This is a genomic window from Pseudomonas sp. MF6751, from assembly GCF_016613265.1.
Classification (GTDB): Bacteria; Pseudomonadota; Gammaproteobacteria; order Pseudomonadales; family Pseudomonadaceae; genus Aquipseudomonas; species Aquipseudomonas fluorescens_BV.
Map to the genome: position 1 here is coordinate 1 of NZ_JAENSV010000010.1, position 15,336 is coordinate 15,336.

Annotated in this window: 14 protein-coding genes; 8 read left to right on the plus strand and 6 right to left on the minus strand. The window is 59.0% G+C overall.

From position 1 onward, the window contains the following. Positions 1–148 precede the first annotated feature (148 nt). Positions 149–1,420, plus strand: a complete 1,272-nt coding sequence (locus JJD66_RS10975) for a Gldg family protein (protein WP_200648201.1) — start codon at positions 149–151, stop codon at positions 1,418–1,420. Here JJD66_RS10975 and JJD66_RS10980 read toward each other — a convergent pair. The 3 genes from JJD66_RS10980 to JJD66_RS10990 all read right to left on the minus strand — a co-directional run bounded on the left by JJD66_RS10980 (position 1,407) and on the right by JJD66_RS10990 (position 3,934). Further along, positions 1,407–1,715 (minus strand): class I SAM-dependent methyltransferase, encoded by a 309-nt coding sequence (locus JJD66_RS10980; RefSeq protein WP_198716447.1) that lies wholly within the window; start codon positions 1,713–1,715, stop codon positions 1,407–1,409. The genes JJD66_RS10975 and JJD66_RS10980 overlap by 14 nt on opposite strands. Positions 1,716–1,974: 259 nt before the next feature. Further along, the gene (locus JJD66_RS10985) at positions 1,975–2,409 is read right to left on the minus strand and encodes a DoxX family protein (protein WP_003189852.1); all 435 of its coding nucleotides are present in this window, start codon (positions 2,407–2,409) and stop codon (positions 1,975–1,977) included. A gap of 103 nt (positions 2,410–2,512) precedes the next feature. Continuing rightward, positions 2,513–3,934 (minus strand): transglycosylase SLT domain-containing protein, encoded by a 1,422-nt coding sequence (locus JJD66_RS10990; protein WP_105226243.1) that lies wholly within the window; start codon positions 3,932–3,934, stop codon positions 2,513–2,515. Between the two features lie 236 nt (positions 3,935–4,170). Between JJD66_RS10990 and JJD66_RS10995 the strand changes: the two genes are divergently transcribed. The 7 genes from JJD66_RS10995 to JJD66_RS11025 all read left to right on the plus strand — a co-directional run bounded on the left by JJD66_RS10995 (position 4,171) and on the right by JJD66_RS11025 (position 13,351). Then, positions 4,171–4,977, plus strand: a complete 807-nt coding sequence (locus JJD66_RS10995) for a TatD family hydrolase (RefSeq protein ID WP_054897912.1) — start codon at positions 4,171–4,173, stop codon at positions 4,975–4,977. Between the two features lie 96 nt (positions 4,978–5,073). Continuing rightward, on the plus strand, positions 5,074–6,543 hold the full coding sequence (locus JJD66_RS11000; RefSeq protein ID WP_200648137.1) for a methyl-accepting chemotaxis protein: 1,470 nt from the start codon (positions 5,074–5,076) through the stop codon (positions 6,541–6,543). Positions 6,544–6,741: 198 nt separating this feature from the next. After that, positions 6,742–11,442, plus strand: coding sequence for an RHS repeat-associated core domain-containing protein (locus JJD66_RS11005; protein ID WP_200648138.1), 4,701 nt, complete (start codon positions 6,742–6,744; stop codon positions 11,440–11,442). Continuing rightward, complete coding sequence (locus tag JJD66_RS11010) at positions 11,439–11,849, plus strand: DUF6896 domain-containing protein (protein ID WP_105226239.1); 411 nt, start codon at positions 11,439–11,441, stop codon at positions 11,847–11,849. The genes JJD66_RS11005 and JJD66_RS11010 overlap by 4 nt, the downstream gene beginning before the upstream one ends. A gap of 291 nt (positions 11,850–12,140) precedes the next feature. Then, entirely contained in the window at positions 12,141–12,482 is a 342-nt protein-coding gene (locus JJD66_RS28480) for a polymorphic toxin type 47 domain-containing protein (RefSeq protein WP_442800175.1), read from the plus strand. Next, the gene (locus JJD66_RS11020; protein WP_200648140.1) at positions 12,482–12,871 is read left to right on the plus strand and encodes a hypothetical protein; all 390 of its coding nucleotides are present in this window, start codon (positions 12,482–12,484) and stop codon (positions 12,869–12,871) included. The genes JJD66_RS28480 and JJD66_RS11020 overlap by 1 nt, the downstream gene beginning before the upstream one ends. A 117-nt stretch (positions 12,872–12,988) precedes the next feature. Next, positions 12,989–13,351 carry an Mpo1-like protein gene (locus tag JJD66_RS11025; RefSeq protein ID WP_003189844.1) on the plus strand — a complete coding sequence of 121 codons (363 nt, stop codon included), beginning with the start codon at positions 12,989–12,991 and terminating at the stop codon, positions 13,349–13,351. Positions 13,352–13,360: 9 nt separating this feature from the next. On the opposite strand, the gene JJD66_RS11030 is transcribed toward JJD66_RS11025, so the two are convergent. The 3 genes from JJD66_RS11030 to JJD66_RS11040 all read right to left on the minus strand — a co-directional run bounded on the left by JJD66_RS11030 (position 13,361) and on the right by JJD66_RS11040 (position 15,329). Beyond that, a complete protein-coding gene (locus JJD66_RS11030) occupies positions 13,361–14,158 on the minus strand; it encodes an acyl-CoA thioesterase (protein WP_200648141.1) in 798 nt (265 codons plus the stop codon). An 89-nt stretch (positions 14,159–14,247) separates the two neighbouring features. Next, positions 14,248–15,009: a CHAD domain-containing protein gene (locus tag JJD66_RS11035; protein ID WP_105226236.1), complete on the minus strand. Its 762-nt coding sequence runs from the start codon at positions 15,007–15,009 to the stop codon at positions 14,248–14,250. Positions 15,010–15,050: 41 nt separating this feature from the next. After that, positions 15,051–15,329, minus strand: a complete 279-nt coding sequence (locus JJD66_RS11040; protein ID WP_200648142.1) for a hypothetical protein — start codon at positions 15,327–15,329, stop codon at positions 15,051–15,053. Positions 15,330–15,336: the final 7 nt, after the last annotated feature.

Here is a 15,336-nt window from a genome sequence, read left to right on the forward strand (position 1 = left end):
CAGGCTGAAGCCTTGAGCTTGACTGAGTTGAATGATGGCGCGCTCTTCGACGCTGAGTTCGGAATAGGACATAGGGGCAGCACCGTACCGGAAAGGTCAGGTGTTGCACTCAGTTTTCGCGGCCGCCAGCCACCTGATCTACAAGTTGATGCACCCTGACCGCCCCACTGTTGGCCTACTGTCGGGACTGCCCTTGGACAAATCGGCCGGCGGGTTACTGGAGTTGATGCGCGAGCAATTCAATGTGGTGGAGTTGGCAGCGAACATCACCCAAGTACCGCCCTCCGTGAACACACTGATGGTTGTACAGCCACACGCTCTATCTGGTCGAGCCCTATATGCCCTTGAGCAATGGGTACTCAAAGGCGGCAAGCTGATGATGTTCATCGACCCGGTGAGCGAGATAGGCGCCGACGCCGTATCGACAAACGCCAGGCTGGATGCGCTGCTGACCGCATGGGGCATCCAGATGCCTGCGGACAAGTTGCTGGTCGATAATCTTTATGCCTCATCAGCAACGCCCGGCACCGGAATGCCCGCGGTACTGCACCCGGCCAGGCTACATCTGCCAAGGCAGGCAATGACCAGGACGGATATCAGCACCTGGGGATTGCATTCGGTCATCGTATCGAGCAGCGGCGCGCTCTCCTTGGCCCCCAAAAGCCGCTCGCTGTTGACCCCGCTTCTGCTGAGCTCACGCCACTCGGCATTGGTGGACGCAGAACGCTTTGCTTCCGCTACTACGTTCGATTCACTCATAGATGAATCAGCGACTTCAGGGCAGCGTCATGTCATCGCCGCCCGCCTTGACGGGCCCGCTTATTCAGCGTTTCCCGACGGCCTGGGGGGCCAGCCGCCCGGGCTGCAGAGGGCAGAACAGATCCATATGGTGATCGTGGCCGACACGGACTTGCTCGCGGACACGCTCAACAATGCCCTACCCAACGGCAACGCGCAGTTTGTATTGAACATATTGGATAATCTGGCGGCGCCCGAGGCACTCAGAAGTATTCAATCTCGTGTCATGCGCCAACCACTGCACAGGCTAGAACACATGCGCGACGAAGCCGCACAGGCTTATCGCAAAAGTGCGACTGCGATGGAGCGACGACTTGAGCAGACAGAACAAGCATGGCGCAGGTTGAACCCACCCCACACCAGCCTCATGACCCAAGCCGTGGATACCACTACCCAGTTGCAGGCACTCAACAAAGAGCGCCTGCAATTGCCCATCGAGTTGCAGGCGCTCAAGACCCAGGCATACGCCCCGCTGCTGCGTTTCGAACGATATCTGCAATGGCTGATGGTCGCCACAATACCGCTGCTGCTGTGCCTGATTGCCTGGGTACTTTTCCTATACCAGCGCCGGCGTCGAACATTTACGTTGGCGGCCTATCACCACTCGCTCAGCGACGGGTAATCAGGCCTTGGCGGGCAATGCGTGTCAGTTGATGGATCACCTCAAAGGCGTTGCTGGCATTCGGTGCCTGTATCACTGCCAGGTCGAAACTATCGCTGGCAAAACGGGCCAGGGAATCGCCGTCTTCAACAAACTGGATCAGGAACGCCGAAGGCCGACCGGAACGGCGTGGCCAGCCATCCAGATAACGCAGCAGCGTCGGCTGGTGCTTACCGCCCAGGAGGATCTTCGGATTGCGTTGGGTCAGGTCCGCGGTGATCGGGGCCAGGCGTATGAGAGGGCGTAGTGCATTCATCGTGTCGTGTCTCTGCCTCAAAAGTCTGCGGGCAGGTGAGAGGCAACACCGAACCAGCGCTTTAGCGGTATTTCGAAGAACGCCCTGCGTGAGCAAGCGTGCTTCTGTCGGGCTGCATTGAGTCCCAGTGGCGCCCCGCAATTAGCTGTTTAAATCGGCGCATGAGCAGCATCCTAGAGAAGCCGGTGGGGCAGTGTCAAGAATCCCGGGCAACGAAAAGGCCCGCATCAGCGGGCCTCCTGTACAGCTTGCTAAACGATCAGTGAGTGATCGCGCGGTCGACAGACAATTTGCCCGCACCTTCCAACAACACCGCCAACGCGCCGCCGAGCAACGCCAGTGCGAACTCGTAACCGTTGTTGGCCATGAACAGCCCGTTGTGGATGTGTACAGAGAAAATCGCCACCAGTGTCAGGAAGGTCAGGCCCAACGCGGCAGGGCGAACCAACAAACCGATGATCAGGGCCAGGCCGGCGAAGAACTCGGTACCGCCCGACAGCAGCGCCATCAGCGTGCCCGGCGCCAGGCCAATGCTTTCCATCCATTGTGCGGTGCCCGCCAGGCCACCACCGCCAAACCAGCCGAAGAGTTTTTGCGAACCGTGGGCAGCGAAGATGATGCCGACGAAAATGCGCAGAATAGTCAGGCCATAACCGGCGCGGGTGGACAGGACACGGGTAATCATTGGGCTCATCGGGTAAATCCTTTTCCAGGTAGGGGTTGGTTGGCCGCTATATTAATCAGTTTAAGCAATGATAAAAGCCGAAATATTGCCTAATAAACACCCAAAAATTCGATTATTTGCGCGAGGCGACTTTAGCCGTTGGCGGCTCCAGGGTCTCCCGCTCTCGATCGAACGCCAGATAGTACTTGTTGACGCTATTAACATAGCTGACGCCGCCCATCCCTACCTGCTCCATGGCAATGCGTTCAACCTGGAAGAACCACTGATTGGGGTTAAGCCCACGGCGCTTGGCCTCGGTGCGCATGCCCTGTACTCGCTCCGGCCCCATGTTGTACGCCGCTAGCATAAAGGCCATGCGCTCACGCTCATTGAGCTTGGGGCTGGCGAAAAACTTGCGGCGGATCATCGCCAGGTAACGTGCCCCCGCTTGCACATTATTGTCGAGCGTCTCGATATTGTTGACCCCCACCCGTTGGGCCGCCGACGGCGTGATCTGCATCAGGCCGGTAGGGCCGCCGCTGTTGCGTGCGCCTGGGTCCAGGGAAGACTCCTTGAACGCCAACGCCGCCAGGTTCAGCCAGTCCATACCTTGCTCACGTGCATGTTTTTGCAGGACCGGGCGCAGTTTTTCCAGGCGCTGGCGGTCAGCCCGCGCCAACGGGTTACGGACCTGGTAGAGGCGTCGATAGATACGCTGGAATGCCACATCCTGGTCGGAAGGCGTGTGATAGGTCTTGAGGAACCGATCAATGCTGGCGCGCAGCATCGAGGCATCCTGGCGCACAAACCAGAACTCGTCGCCTGGCTCGCTGATCACCACCTGCTTGTCAAAGCGCAACCTGGGCAGGATTTTCGACCAGCGTTGGGCAATGGGTTTTTCCACGATCGTCAGGTGAAAAATCCCGGCCTGCACCATCTCCAGGACGTCTTCCACCGCCAGGCTGGGGTCAACCCATTCGACTTTCACGGGGGGGCGCTTGTGCAGGGCCAGTTTTTGATTGACCTGACTGATGGCATCCGCCGCCGCACTGCCCGTGGTCAGCGTCAGCGTGCGACCTGACAGTTGCTCCAGCCTGGTAAAGCGTCGTTCACCCTTGACGCCCACCAGCCACAACGGCACATCGCTGACAATCGGGTCGCTGGCGCTGACCTTGTGCACGCCCTTCACGTCCAGCAACTCACCGGGCGCCACCAGGTCGCCCTCGCCACGGGCCAGCGCGCCGAGTAACTGGTCCTTGGCCTTGGGGATGATCTTGAGGTTGATGGCCTGCCCATCACGGGCATGGCCATTGAGGTACTGCTCGAAGGCACGCAACCGATGGTATTCGACACCGATGGCCTGGCCCTGCACTTCACCGGAACTGTTGCGGCTCTGGTTGACCAATACGCGCAGGGTGCGGCTGGAGCGAATTTGCGCGAGGTCGCGGACCTTGCCGGGCTTGGCCACTTGCAGCGGCCCATCCAGACGTGCGACCGCCGCCATGGGCAGCAGCAACGTCAGGCACAACATAAGCAACGCCGAGGGTCGGATCATCCGCTCTCCGAAAAGAAAACTGGCCAGCACCTTCGCGAATAACGACGTGCTGGTGGTCAGAAACAGAGCGCTTTATGCGCTGGCAAGGCGTGCAACGGCGCCACGGTGGTAGGCAATCGGTCCACCACAATGTCGCTTGCGACGTTCAAAGACAGCGTTAACGTGTTGTAGTTCTTGGTTTTTCTTATCAATCTACAGCTCTGATATGCTTTCCGGCCGCAGGCGGAGATAGCACCATGCAACTCATTGATATTGGCGTCAACCTGACCAACCCCAGTTTCGACGAGAGGCACACGGCCGTTCTCGAACGCGCTTACGCCGCTGGCGTGCAGCAATTGGTGCTCACCGGCACCAGCGTCGAAGGCAGCGAACAGGCCCTGCAATTGTGTGTAAAACTCGACGAAAGCGGCCAGCGCCTGTTCAGCACCGCCGGCATTCACCCTCACTCTGCCAGCGACTGGAACAGCGACAGCGCCCAACGCCTGCGCAGCTTGCTGGGCGACAGCCGAGTGCGCGCCGTGGGTGAATGCGGGCTGGATTTCAACCGGGACTTCTCCCCTCGCCCCCAGCAGGAAAAAGTCCTCGAAGAACACCTCGCCCTGGCCGTCGAGCTGCAACTGCCGGTGTTTCTCCATGAGCGCGATGCCAACCAGCGTCTGCTGGAGATCCTCAAGGACTACCGTGACCACCTGCCAGCCGCCGTGGTGCACTGCTTCACTGGCGAACAGGCAGCGCTGTTCAGCTACCTGGACCTGGATTTACACATTGGCATCACGGGTTGGATCTGCGACGAACGCCGTGGCACCCACCTGCATTCACTGGTCAGGGACATTCCCCGAGGCCGTCTGATGCTGGAAAGCGATGCGCCCTACCTGCTGCCACGCACGTTGCGCCCCAAACCAAAGAACGGTCGCAATGAACCGGCTTACCTGCCCGAAGTACTGCGCGAAGTGGCCTTGCACCGTAACGAAACAATGGAAGACCTGGCGCTGCACAGCACCGCGTGCGCCCGGCGCTTTTTCGGCTTGCCTGCCATCGATTGATGCGGCGCATTGACCCATATCAAAAGCACTGTTCTGAATAGCGGCACAATAATGGCACCTTGCCAATACCGTTTCCGCTATCAGAGAAAACCTTCCATGGGTGCCTGGCTTAGCAATATCTCGCTCAAATACAAATTCTGGGCCGTCAATGCGGTCGCCTTCATCACCACCCTGCTGCTGGTGCTGTACGCGGTACAGCTGGAACAACAGGCGCGTAGCCAGGCGTCACAGGCATCGGCCCAGGCTCAGGGACGCTTGCTAAGCGCCTGGCCAGCCGACAGAGCCTTGCCCACTGGTGAGCACTGGCTCGCATTTTCCAAAGGCCAGATCCCCCAGGACCTGCCCGCCCTGAGCACTGCCAACGGCTGGACTGAACTCAACCCCATGCCGTTGTTCGGCGAAAACCCGCTGATCGGCGCCGAGGTGATCAGCCGGGCCGACGGCCAGCAGGTCGCAGTCCTCGCCTACGCGCCGAGCCTGAGCCAGGTGTTCAGTGAACGCTTCGCCAATTACGCCGTTGCCGTGGCAGTCCTGATGCTGGCCATGCTCGGCGCCTCGCAGTTGTTGATCCGCTTCCTGCTCAGTCAGCTCAACACCCTCAAGGACGTAATGCTGCACGTTGAAAAAACTGGTGACCTGTCGGCGCGGGTGCCGTTGGCCTGCAAGGATGAAGTCGGCCAGATGGCCAGCGCCTTCAACGCCATGCAAGCCGGTTACCAGCGCGTGGTCAATACCGTGGCACGCACCGCCCGGCAACTGGACGACGGCGCCGCACGCCTGGCCAGCAGCATGAACGAGGTGCAACACGGCATGCTGGGCCAGCAAAGCGAAACCGGCCAGGCCGCCACCGCCATCAACGAAATGACCGCCACCGTCTACCACATCGCCCAGCACGCGGGCGCCACCCGTGACTTGTCGCAGTCCGCCGACACCCTCGCCGGCAGCGGCCAGGCCGTGGTCACCCGGGTACAGCGTTCGATCGCCGGGCTGTCCAGTGGGGTACAGCAGACCGCCGAAATGATCCAGAAACTGGCCGAAGACAGCCAGAAAATCAACGGCGTGGTCGGTGTGATCCACAGCATCGCCGAACAGACCAACCTGCTTGCCCTCAACGCCGCCATCGAAGCCGCCCGCGCCGGGGAAATGGGTCGCGGTTTCGCGGTAGTCGCCGACGAAGTGCGTAACCTGGCCAAGCGTGTGCAAAGCTCCACCGACGAAATCACCCGCATGGTCTCGGCGCTGCAAGCCGGTACCCGCGACGCCGTGGACTTCATGCAGGAAAGCTCATTCAAGGCCGATGACTGCGTCCAGCAGGCCCAGGAAGCTGGTGTGGCCTTGGCTGAAATCACCGGGGCCGTGGCACAGATGCGCGAAAGCAACACCCAGATCGCCGTGGCCGCCGAGCAGCAAAGCCATGTTGCCGAAGAGATGAACCGCGCCGTGGTGAGCATTCGCGATGTGACCGAAAACACCGTACATCAAACCGTGGCGTCGGCGACTACCAGCAATGAACTGGCGACGCTGGCCGGGGAGTTGAGCAAGGCGATTGGGCAGTTGAAGCTGTAAGACTGTTCCAGCTGTAATCCGACTCCTACGACCAAGCCTCGGTTTACCTGAAGTTAAGACGAAATTTCCTCGCTATTTCCGCGCATAACGCCGACTTCTTTTACCTGACAACCGCTGCAAAGTCCCTCGCCTGATCAAACAGTGCGAGGGATTGCAGATGGTGGTGTTCGCTAGAGCCCTGATGAATGGGGCTGTCTCGTGATCTCGGTGCTGGCCAACCTGGTGCTGGTGCCCATGGATCCCGCAGCGCCGAACATCGAGCGCGTATTTGCGGATTTCCGCACCTGCCTGAATACCTTTGATAAGTGGGCCGACAGCTTTTCAAGTGGGTCGGCACTTAGCGTGGAGCAGGTGTTCAAGGTTGGGGAAGACGTCGCACTGGTCGCGCCAATTTCCTCCAAAAAACCCAGTCGCACGGTCGCTCAATGCAAAGCCCAGGGCGGGTTGACCCTGGTGCACCTGTTCGAAAGCACACAGTTCGTGCCTATCGGCAACACGCCCGTGATGCTGCAAGCCGTTGCACAGGACGGCAGCCCGGTAGGCGCGCCACTGCATCGGACCATTGGCCCCAGCGGCATTCTTGAAGTCAACGACTGTACCCGCGACCAACCGTACCAAATCACCTTTTACCCCACTGTTTCCAAGGCTCACGTCCAGGCGCTGTATGCGTCCTATGAGACCGTGATTGCCGGGCTGGAAGCGGATTTGCGCACGGCATGGGCCGAGCACTTCAAGCCTCGATGGGCAGACTTTGCCAAAGCGCCTGCTTACAAGCGCAGTGCGTTACAGGGCATGGCCTTTGCTACCGGGATCGGCAATGCGCTTTACAACCTGTGGGACAACATCACCGAGCTGTACGACCTGCTCGCCAACCTCAAGTCCAACAGCGAAACGTTGCTGAAATACCTGTCCGAGGCCGAGCTGAATGCGCTGCTCAAGCTGGGCAAAGACACGCTGGCCGAGGGGTTGCTGGTACTCAGTGATGAGCCGCTGTTGTTTATCTTTCTATCGGCACTGGTGGCCTGGATACGCATGCTGCCGCCGCCCGACATGTATGAACTGCTGGGTGAAATCACCGGCGAAGTGCTGATCAACTTGCTGCTGATCTGGGCCACGCGGGGCATTGGGGTGCAGCTGCGCCTGGGTGCTCAGATGCTTAGTGGCGTCAAGTCCGGGCGGGCGCGGGCGTTGTTGGAATTGCTGGCCAAGCAGGTGACGGGGCCTCGGCTGGAAACCCATGTGGAGGCCGCAAAGCCGGTGTTGCTGAGCAGTGCGGCGACGCCGGTCAAGGCGGTGCCAGTGGTGCCGTTGAAGGCAGGCGACACGCTGGTTTCGAACCCGGTGTCGATGGTGCGCGGCAAGACCCAGCGCACCACGTTGGTCCGTCAGGAGCCTGTCGATGATGTGCCGGCTGTGGCGTCGAACCCGAAGGGGGATGCGGCGGCGCCAGCGGACAAGACCGTTACCAATGGTTGCCCGGTGTCGATGGTCACCGGCGAGGAATTGCTGACCCTCACCGATGGCGCGCTGGATGGGATTTTGCCGTTTGAGTGGACGCGGTTGTACCGCACCAGTGCTGTGGATGTGGATTGTGGGTTGGGGTTTGGCTGGAGTCATGGGCTGGCTCATCGGCTGGTGGTGTCGGGCGATTCGGTGGTGTGGACTGACCATGAGAACCGCTCGACTACCCTGCCCTTGCCGACTTCAGCTCGACCGGCGATTACTAACAGCCTGGCCGAAGCGGCGATCTACTTGGGTTCGGCGCCTGATGAACTGGTGCTGGCCCAAGCCTCGCGTTTCTACCACTTTCGCGACGGTGTGCTGACAACCATCAGCGATGCGTATGACAACCGGCTGCGCCTTTGCCGGGATCGTTCAGGGCGGATTGAGCGGCTGGATAACGGTGCGGGTCGCTCGTTGCTGTTGCGTCATGAGCGGGATCGCATCGTTGCGGTGGATTACCAGGTGCATCGCGCCAAAGGGCGTGAGCCTTACGTGTGGGAAACCGAACAGAACCTCGTTTCCTACGCCTATGACGAAGCTGGACGACTGGTGTGTGCGACCAATGCCGTCGGTGAAAGCGAGCGTTATCGGTACGACGATCAGCACGTCATTGTCGAGCGGCAGTTAGCCGGTGGGGCGAGTTTCTTTTGGGAGTGGGAACGCGCGGGCAAGGCGGCGCGCTGCGTGCGGCATTGGGCGAGTTTTTCGCAGATGGACACGCGCTATGCCTGGGGGGATGACGGGCGTGTCACCGTGCATAACGCCGATGGTAGCCAGGAAGTGTATGTCCATGACCAGCGGGCGCGGCTGGTGCAGAGGATTGATCCGGACGGCGCCACGCACTTTAAATCCTACGACGACCAGGGCCGGCTGACCGTCGAGCAAGACCCGATGGGCGCGGTGACGGCCTATCAATATGACGACGCCGGACGCTTGGTGGCGCTGTTTCCGGGGGATGATGAGCCAACGTCCTACGAGCATGACAACGGTTTTGTACGGGTTGTCAGGCGTGGGGAGGCGGTCTGGAAATACGAGCGTAATGAGCAAGGCGATGTTACGCGTAGGACCGATCCCGATGGTGAGGTTACTGACTACAGTTACACCAAGCACGGGCAACTGACTGGGATTTGGTACCCGGATCACAGTTGCCATCGACTGGTGTGGAACGAACGTGGGCAACTGCTTGAAGAGCAATTGCCCCATGGTGGGATCAAGCGTTATCGCTATGACGATCTGGGGCGGCAAGTTGCCTGTGAGGATGAGCACGGCGCGCAGACAGCCTATGAATGGGACAGCGTCGGCAGGTTGATTCGCCTCGTCTTGCCAGGCGGCGCCACACGAGAATTTAGCTACAACCCCTACGGCAAAATCATCGCCGAACGCGACGAACTCGGCCACGTCACCCGCTACGAATATGCCGACGGCCTGCACCTGATCAGTCGCCGCATCAACGCCGACGGCACCCAGGTCAAGTACCGCTACGACAACGCCCGGCTGCTGCTCACCGAGATCGAAAACGAAGCCGGCGAAACCTACCAACTCGACTACCACCCCAACGGCCTGATCCGCCAGGAAACCGGCTTCGACGGCCAGCGCACCGCCTATGCCTACGACCTCAACGGCAACCTGCTGGAGAAGACCGAATACGGCGACGATAACAGTCAGCTAATCACCCGCTACGAGCGCGACCACGCTGGGCGCCTCGTCCGAAAAACCCTGCCCGATGCCAGCGTTGTCGACTATGCCTACGACCGCCAAGGCAACCTCCTCAGCGTCGAAGACGGTCACTGGGCGCTGGCCTACGAATACGACCGCCAAAACCGCCTCACCGCCGAACACCAGGGCTGGGGCACCCTGCGCTACGGCTACGACGCCTGCGGCCAGCTGAAAAACCTGTGCCTGCCGGACAATAACCGCGTCACCTTCACCCACGATAAAGGCGGCCACCTCGCTACCGTCGAACTGAATGGCACGCTGCTGACCTCCCACCTTTTCCGTGCCGGTCGCGAGCACCAACGCCAACAAGGCCAACTGCTCAGCCACTACCACTACGACGACCAACACCGCCTGCACGCCCATGCGGTAACGCAGCAACAAAACCACCTCTACCAACGCCAATACGACTACGACAAAACCGGCAACCTCACCCGCCTGCTCGACACCCGCAAAGGCGAACACCTTTACCGCTACGACCCGCTAAACCGCCTGACCCACGCCGATCACTCCCAGGACGTACAAGAACGCTTCGCCCACAACCCGGCCGGCAACCTGCTGATGCAAGACCGCCCCGGCCCGGACATCGTCGCGGCCAACCGCCTGATGATCCAAGGCGACCGCCATTACGACTACGACGCCTTCGGCAACCTCATCCGCGAACGCCGCGGCAAGGGCCAGCAACTCGTCACTGAGTACCGCTACGACTGCCAGCATCGGTTGGTCGGGGTTACAACGCCCAACGGCCAAACCGCCAGCTATCGCTATGACCCATTTGGACGCCGCATCAGCAAAACCGTGGACGACAAAACCACAGAGTTTTTCTGGCAAGGCGACAAGCTGATTGCCGAACACCATGCAGAGCGCCATCGCAGCTACCTCTACGAGCCCGACAGCTTCCGCCCATTGGCACTATTGGACGGTTTCGGCCCAAAAGAAACCAAGCCCTACCACTACCAACTCGACCACCTCGGCACCCCGCAGGAACTGACCAACCCCGAAGGCGAAATCATCTGGTCCGCCCACTACCGCGCCTACGGCCAGATCGCCCGGCTCGACGTAAGCAACATCGACAACCCGCTGCGCTTTCAGGGTCAGTATTTCGATGCGGAAAGCGGCCTGCACTACAATCGCCATCGCTACTACAATACGGATATTGGTCGCTATCTGACGCCGGATCCGGTGAAGTTGGCGGGTGGGATCAATGGGTACCGGTATGTGCCCAATCCGACGGGATGGGTAGACCCGCTAGGCTTGAATTCATGCCCAGGCGATGATGGGTGTAAAAAGCAAACGAGTGCTGACGATCCATCCTACAAGTCGAGCGTGGATGATGGACAGCCTTCAGCTCCTCTTGTTCACGGAGTAGACGCAACCTTCTTAAATAGAACACACAGCATTGAAGGGAAGCGGTCAACCAAGCGTGTGGAAGAAATTGCTCGCAGTATGCGAAACGACGGATACGATAAAAATACGCCAATAGACGTTTTTGAGTATAACGAGCAACGCTATATTGTTGATGGGCACCACCGAGCTGCCGCTGCAAGACAAACAAAGACGCCAGTCACCATAAAACTAATCCAGAATATAGGTGACCATAACAGCTCGTTCAACAGCACCCAGGACGTAATAGACGCTTCAAATGCAGTAGGACTGGATAGACTGGAAAGGCCTAGACGATGAGAGTTCAGACGCTAGAACATTTGATCACAGAATACTTGGAACAAGTAAAAAAGGCTACCGACTTACTTGAGCAAGTGTTTGGAACCAAAAATATCATTGGTCTGTGGCGATCCAAAAAAATCCCGCAGCGTGGGACGGTCGCTGCAAATGTCACCTACGAGCTGCACGGTATTGGTTGCAGTGTTTACTTATCTGAAATATGTGTCGACTTTGATTACGGCCCGGACGATAGGGTCGACGGTTTCGACTCGTGGAGGCTGTATATGTACGCATGCGAAACACCCAGCAAGTATAAAAAATATACAGATAAACAAGCCTTGGAACGTGAGTTCAATGCGTACCTAAAAAAGGGCAAAGCCAAGAAAATCGAAGGGTCCACATCTAATTTGTACTTCATACAGTCTTGATGCCGTTCAGGTAAATCTCCTTACCCTAGACACTCTGAATATCGAATATGGGATGGGACTTGACCTCGATAACTGTGAACCAGCCAATGCATATGCAAACTGACCCAACAACATCGGAGGTAAGCCTTGGTGCCGATCAGTCAAGCGAACGCAATACTCAAAGCAACGAAGATCAAAAGTGGGAGCTGGCTTGCCTGCGAAAGCGGTAGTGCAGTAACAGAGGCAGTGACTGACACACCGCCTTCGCGGGCAAGCCCGCTCCCACAGGGGATCTGCGCTTAACAGACTGGAATCCTTCCCACATTCACACCCACGGCGCCACTCTTTCCCACCGATGGTTTGGATGAGGCTTTTCGCAGAACGGGTATACCCAGGTCCGAATACAGCGTATCGAAATGGGGCAAAGACCAATATGGCAAATCATTTCCAACAGAATGGCGAGTACAAACCGGTCCCAATAGAGGAGCGGAAGTGAATATTGACGATCCTATGCTCGTGCCAAGTAAAGAAGGCCCGAAATCACCTCATATTGGCTATCAAACACCTGGAAAGAGAGGCGACGGAGGAGCCAAAAGAGGCCATATACTGCTCCAACTGGTTCCTGTCAGCCGGTCCAGAATAGATGTCCCCTGATGAGTTACCTGGAAGACGAAATAGACGAAGCCTGTAATGCGCTGAACCTCGACGCTGGAAAGCTTGATTCGAGCGAACTCAACTTGTTGATAAGCTCTCTGACGAGAGAATTCTTCAAAGCGCAGAGCAATGTGCTTGATCCCATCGAACTGAACGAGAAAAGCACCGAACACAACCCTGACTTTTGGAAGGAGATGCCGCATCGCATTAGCGGGAATGGCCTGGTTCTGCTGGTATTTGACTCAGCGTATAGCGCCTGGAGAATGGAAAACGCTCGAGTGCTAGCCTCTGTGTTAGGCGAAACCACCGGATATCCGTTTTGGATAACCGATAAAGAGCTGACGTTCTTGGTACACATGGATGATCATGACTGTGTCATTTGGGCATGAGGGTCACTCCGCCTAAATTGCAGCCTATGACCCCCATAGCCAGCCCCAATTCGCCACCCTGCCCACCTCAACCTAGACTCTGTTCAAGTTGTTTCAACGGACAGAGGATTCACCACCATGGGCAAACGTCACCCCAATCTCCCCGCCTGGCAATGGCGTCAGTACCCACAGAACCATCAGCACCCAACCAACCTGGCGTTGCACCTGATTGCCGTGCCGCTGTTTATCGTCGGTTTCCTGCTGATCGTGTCGGGCGTGTTCAGCCTTAGTCTGGCCAGCTTCGCCGTCGGCGTGATTGGTATTGTCGCGGGCCTGGCGTTGCAGCGTCACGGCCATAGCCTGGAAGCCCAGGCCAGTGAGCCGTTCAGTGATCGCAAAGATGCGGTGCAGCGCCTGGTGGTCGAGCAGTTCGTGACCTTCCCCCGCTTTGTGCTCAGCGGTGGCTGGTGGCGCGCCTGGCGGCAGCGGCACCACCACTGACCGGCGGGTTCAGGCGAACACCACCACAGTCTGACGGCTGAGGGCGATCAACTCGCCGGTCGGGCTCCACAAGGCAGCGGCAGCGTGGCCATAGCCGTCGCGGGCGTGTTCGATATTGACGTGGTACTTGCACCAGTCGAGCGTGGTCAGGTCTTGCAGCGGCTGGATGAACTCGATGGTCCAGGTCAGGGTGCTGCCCGGCGCGGGCTTTTTCAGGTGTGGCAGCAACGCCGGTGGCCAGGCGTCGACCAGGGCGAGGATATGCGCCTCGGTCAGTGGTTCTTCTTTCACATCCCCCCGCAACCGTACCCAGCCACCCATGTCGCGGGATTTATTGCCGGTAAACGGCAGGCCGCCGACACTCCAGCGCATTGCCAAATGACGCATGAATTCGGGGGTAACACCCTTGATATAGGGCAGTTCATGGCACTCATCCCAATGTTTGAATACCGGTGGCGGCTCACTTGCCACGTCAATTTCGGAGGGGCGAGAGGCGCCAAAACTGGCCTGGACCAGGGTCGCCACTTCACCGTTCTGCACCACGCGCCCGAGCAACTGGCTGACCGCCTTGCCTTCGCGCAGCACTTCGACTTGATAACTGGCAGGTACATCCGGCGCTACCGGGCCGACAAAGGTGATGGCCAGCGAGCGCAGCGGTCGATCCGCCGGCACCTGGGCGCGCAGCGCCTCGTACTGCAAGGCAGCGACCAAGCCGCCAAAGGTGGCCCGGCCCTGGGCCCATTCGGCAGGAATGGTGACATCCAGCGGATTGCTACGGGCAGCGTCGAGCAAATCACTAAAGCGCATGGCGACCTCACATCAAGAAAATCCTGGAGGAATCTTAACCATCGAATTGCGCAGGCACAGCGCCCATTCCGGCCAAAAACCGGACCGGTTTAAAAACACTCGGCGCTGAGCGTGTCCAGCACGCGGTCGGCCTTGCCTTGCGCCTTGAGCATGGTGCGCTGCCACACCGCTACGCAGGGTTGCAGGTCCGGCTCGTGCCCGGCCTGGGCCAGCCACTGCCAACAGTCATGCCAGTCACCCAGCGCGCTCTGGGCTTTCTTCAAGTGCGACAGGGCCTTGGTGGGTAATTTGTCCAGCTCGGGATACGCCTCGGCGGCATAGCGCACGCGCTTGATCAGCAACCGTAGTCGATGACGGTCATGATCGGGATCCTTCAGCGCCTCATCGAGTCTCTGCGATTGCTTGGCCAGGCGCTTCTGGATGCGCGGGCGCAAGCCCTTGAGCAGTTTCTGATGCTGGGACGCGCGGATAAACCGTGGGAACGCATCCAGGATCAGCAGCAAGTGCGCCAGCTCCGGGCTTTGCGCCACCTGGCGATAAGCCTCGGGCTGCAGACGCAGGCGACGATCAGCCGCGTCGTGATAGCCGTGCTGATGCAAATACGCCGCCAGCACCTCTCGGTCGCGTAGCGGCGTAGTCAGTTGGCCAACCGTGCTGGCGGCCAATTCAAGCTGTTCGACACCGGGCAGCCCGCGCAAAGGGCGCAACAGGCTGCGCAGGCGGCGTACCGTGGTGCGCAAATCATGCAAGGCTTCATCGTCAGTGACGGCGGCGAGGCGAGCCTGGCAGCTCAGTAACCCTACTTCCAGGCCAATGACCTGAGCGACTAACTGATTGACCAATGCTGACATCCTGCCCTCACTTTCCGATGAAAAATCCTATCCGCCCTGGGTTATCGCCCGGCGCGAGACTCACGAATGTAGAACCGCGCCTTTTCGGCCTTGTTGGAGCAACCCTCGAACGCCTCGAACTGCTGCTGAGTCTTGGCGCCAGTCAACAGCGACAACGCCTTCGAATAGCTGACAGTGCCGGCAAAACCTTCGGCCTTGGCCAGGTCCAGCTCTTTCCAGGCGGCGTCCAATTGCGAGCCACAGCTGTCGCGATACGCGGTTTTCCCGGCACAGCCAGCCAAGGCCAACATGATCACAGGCACACAGATCCAGGCTTTCATTGATGAC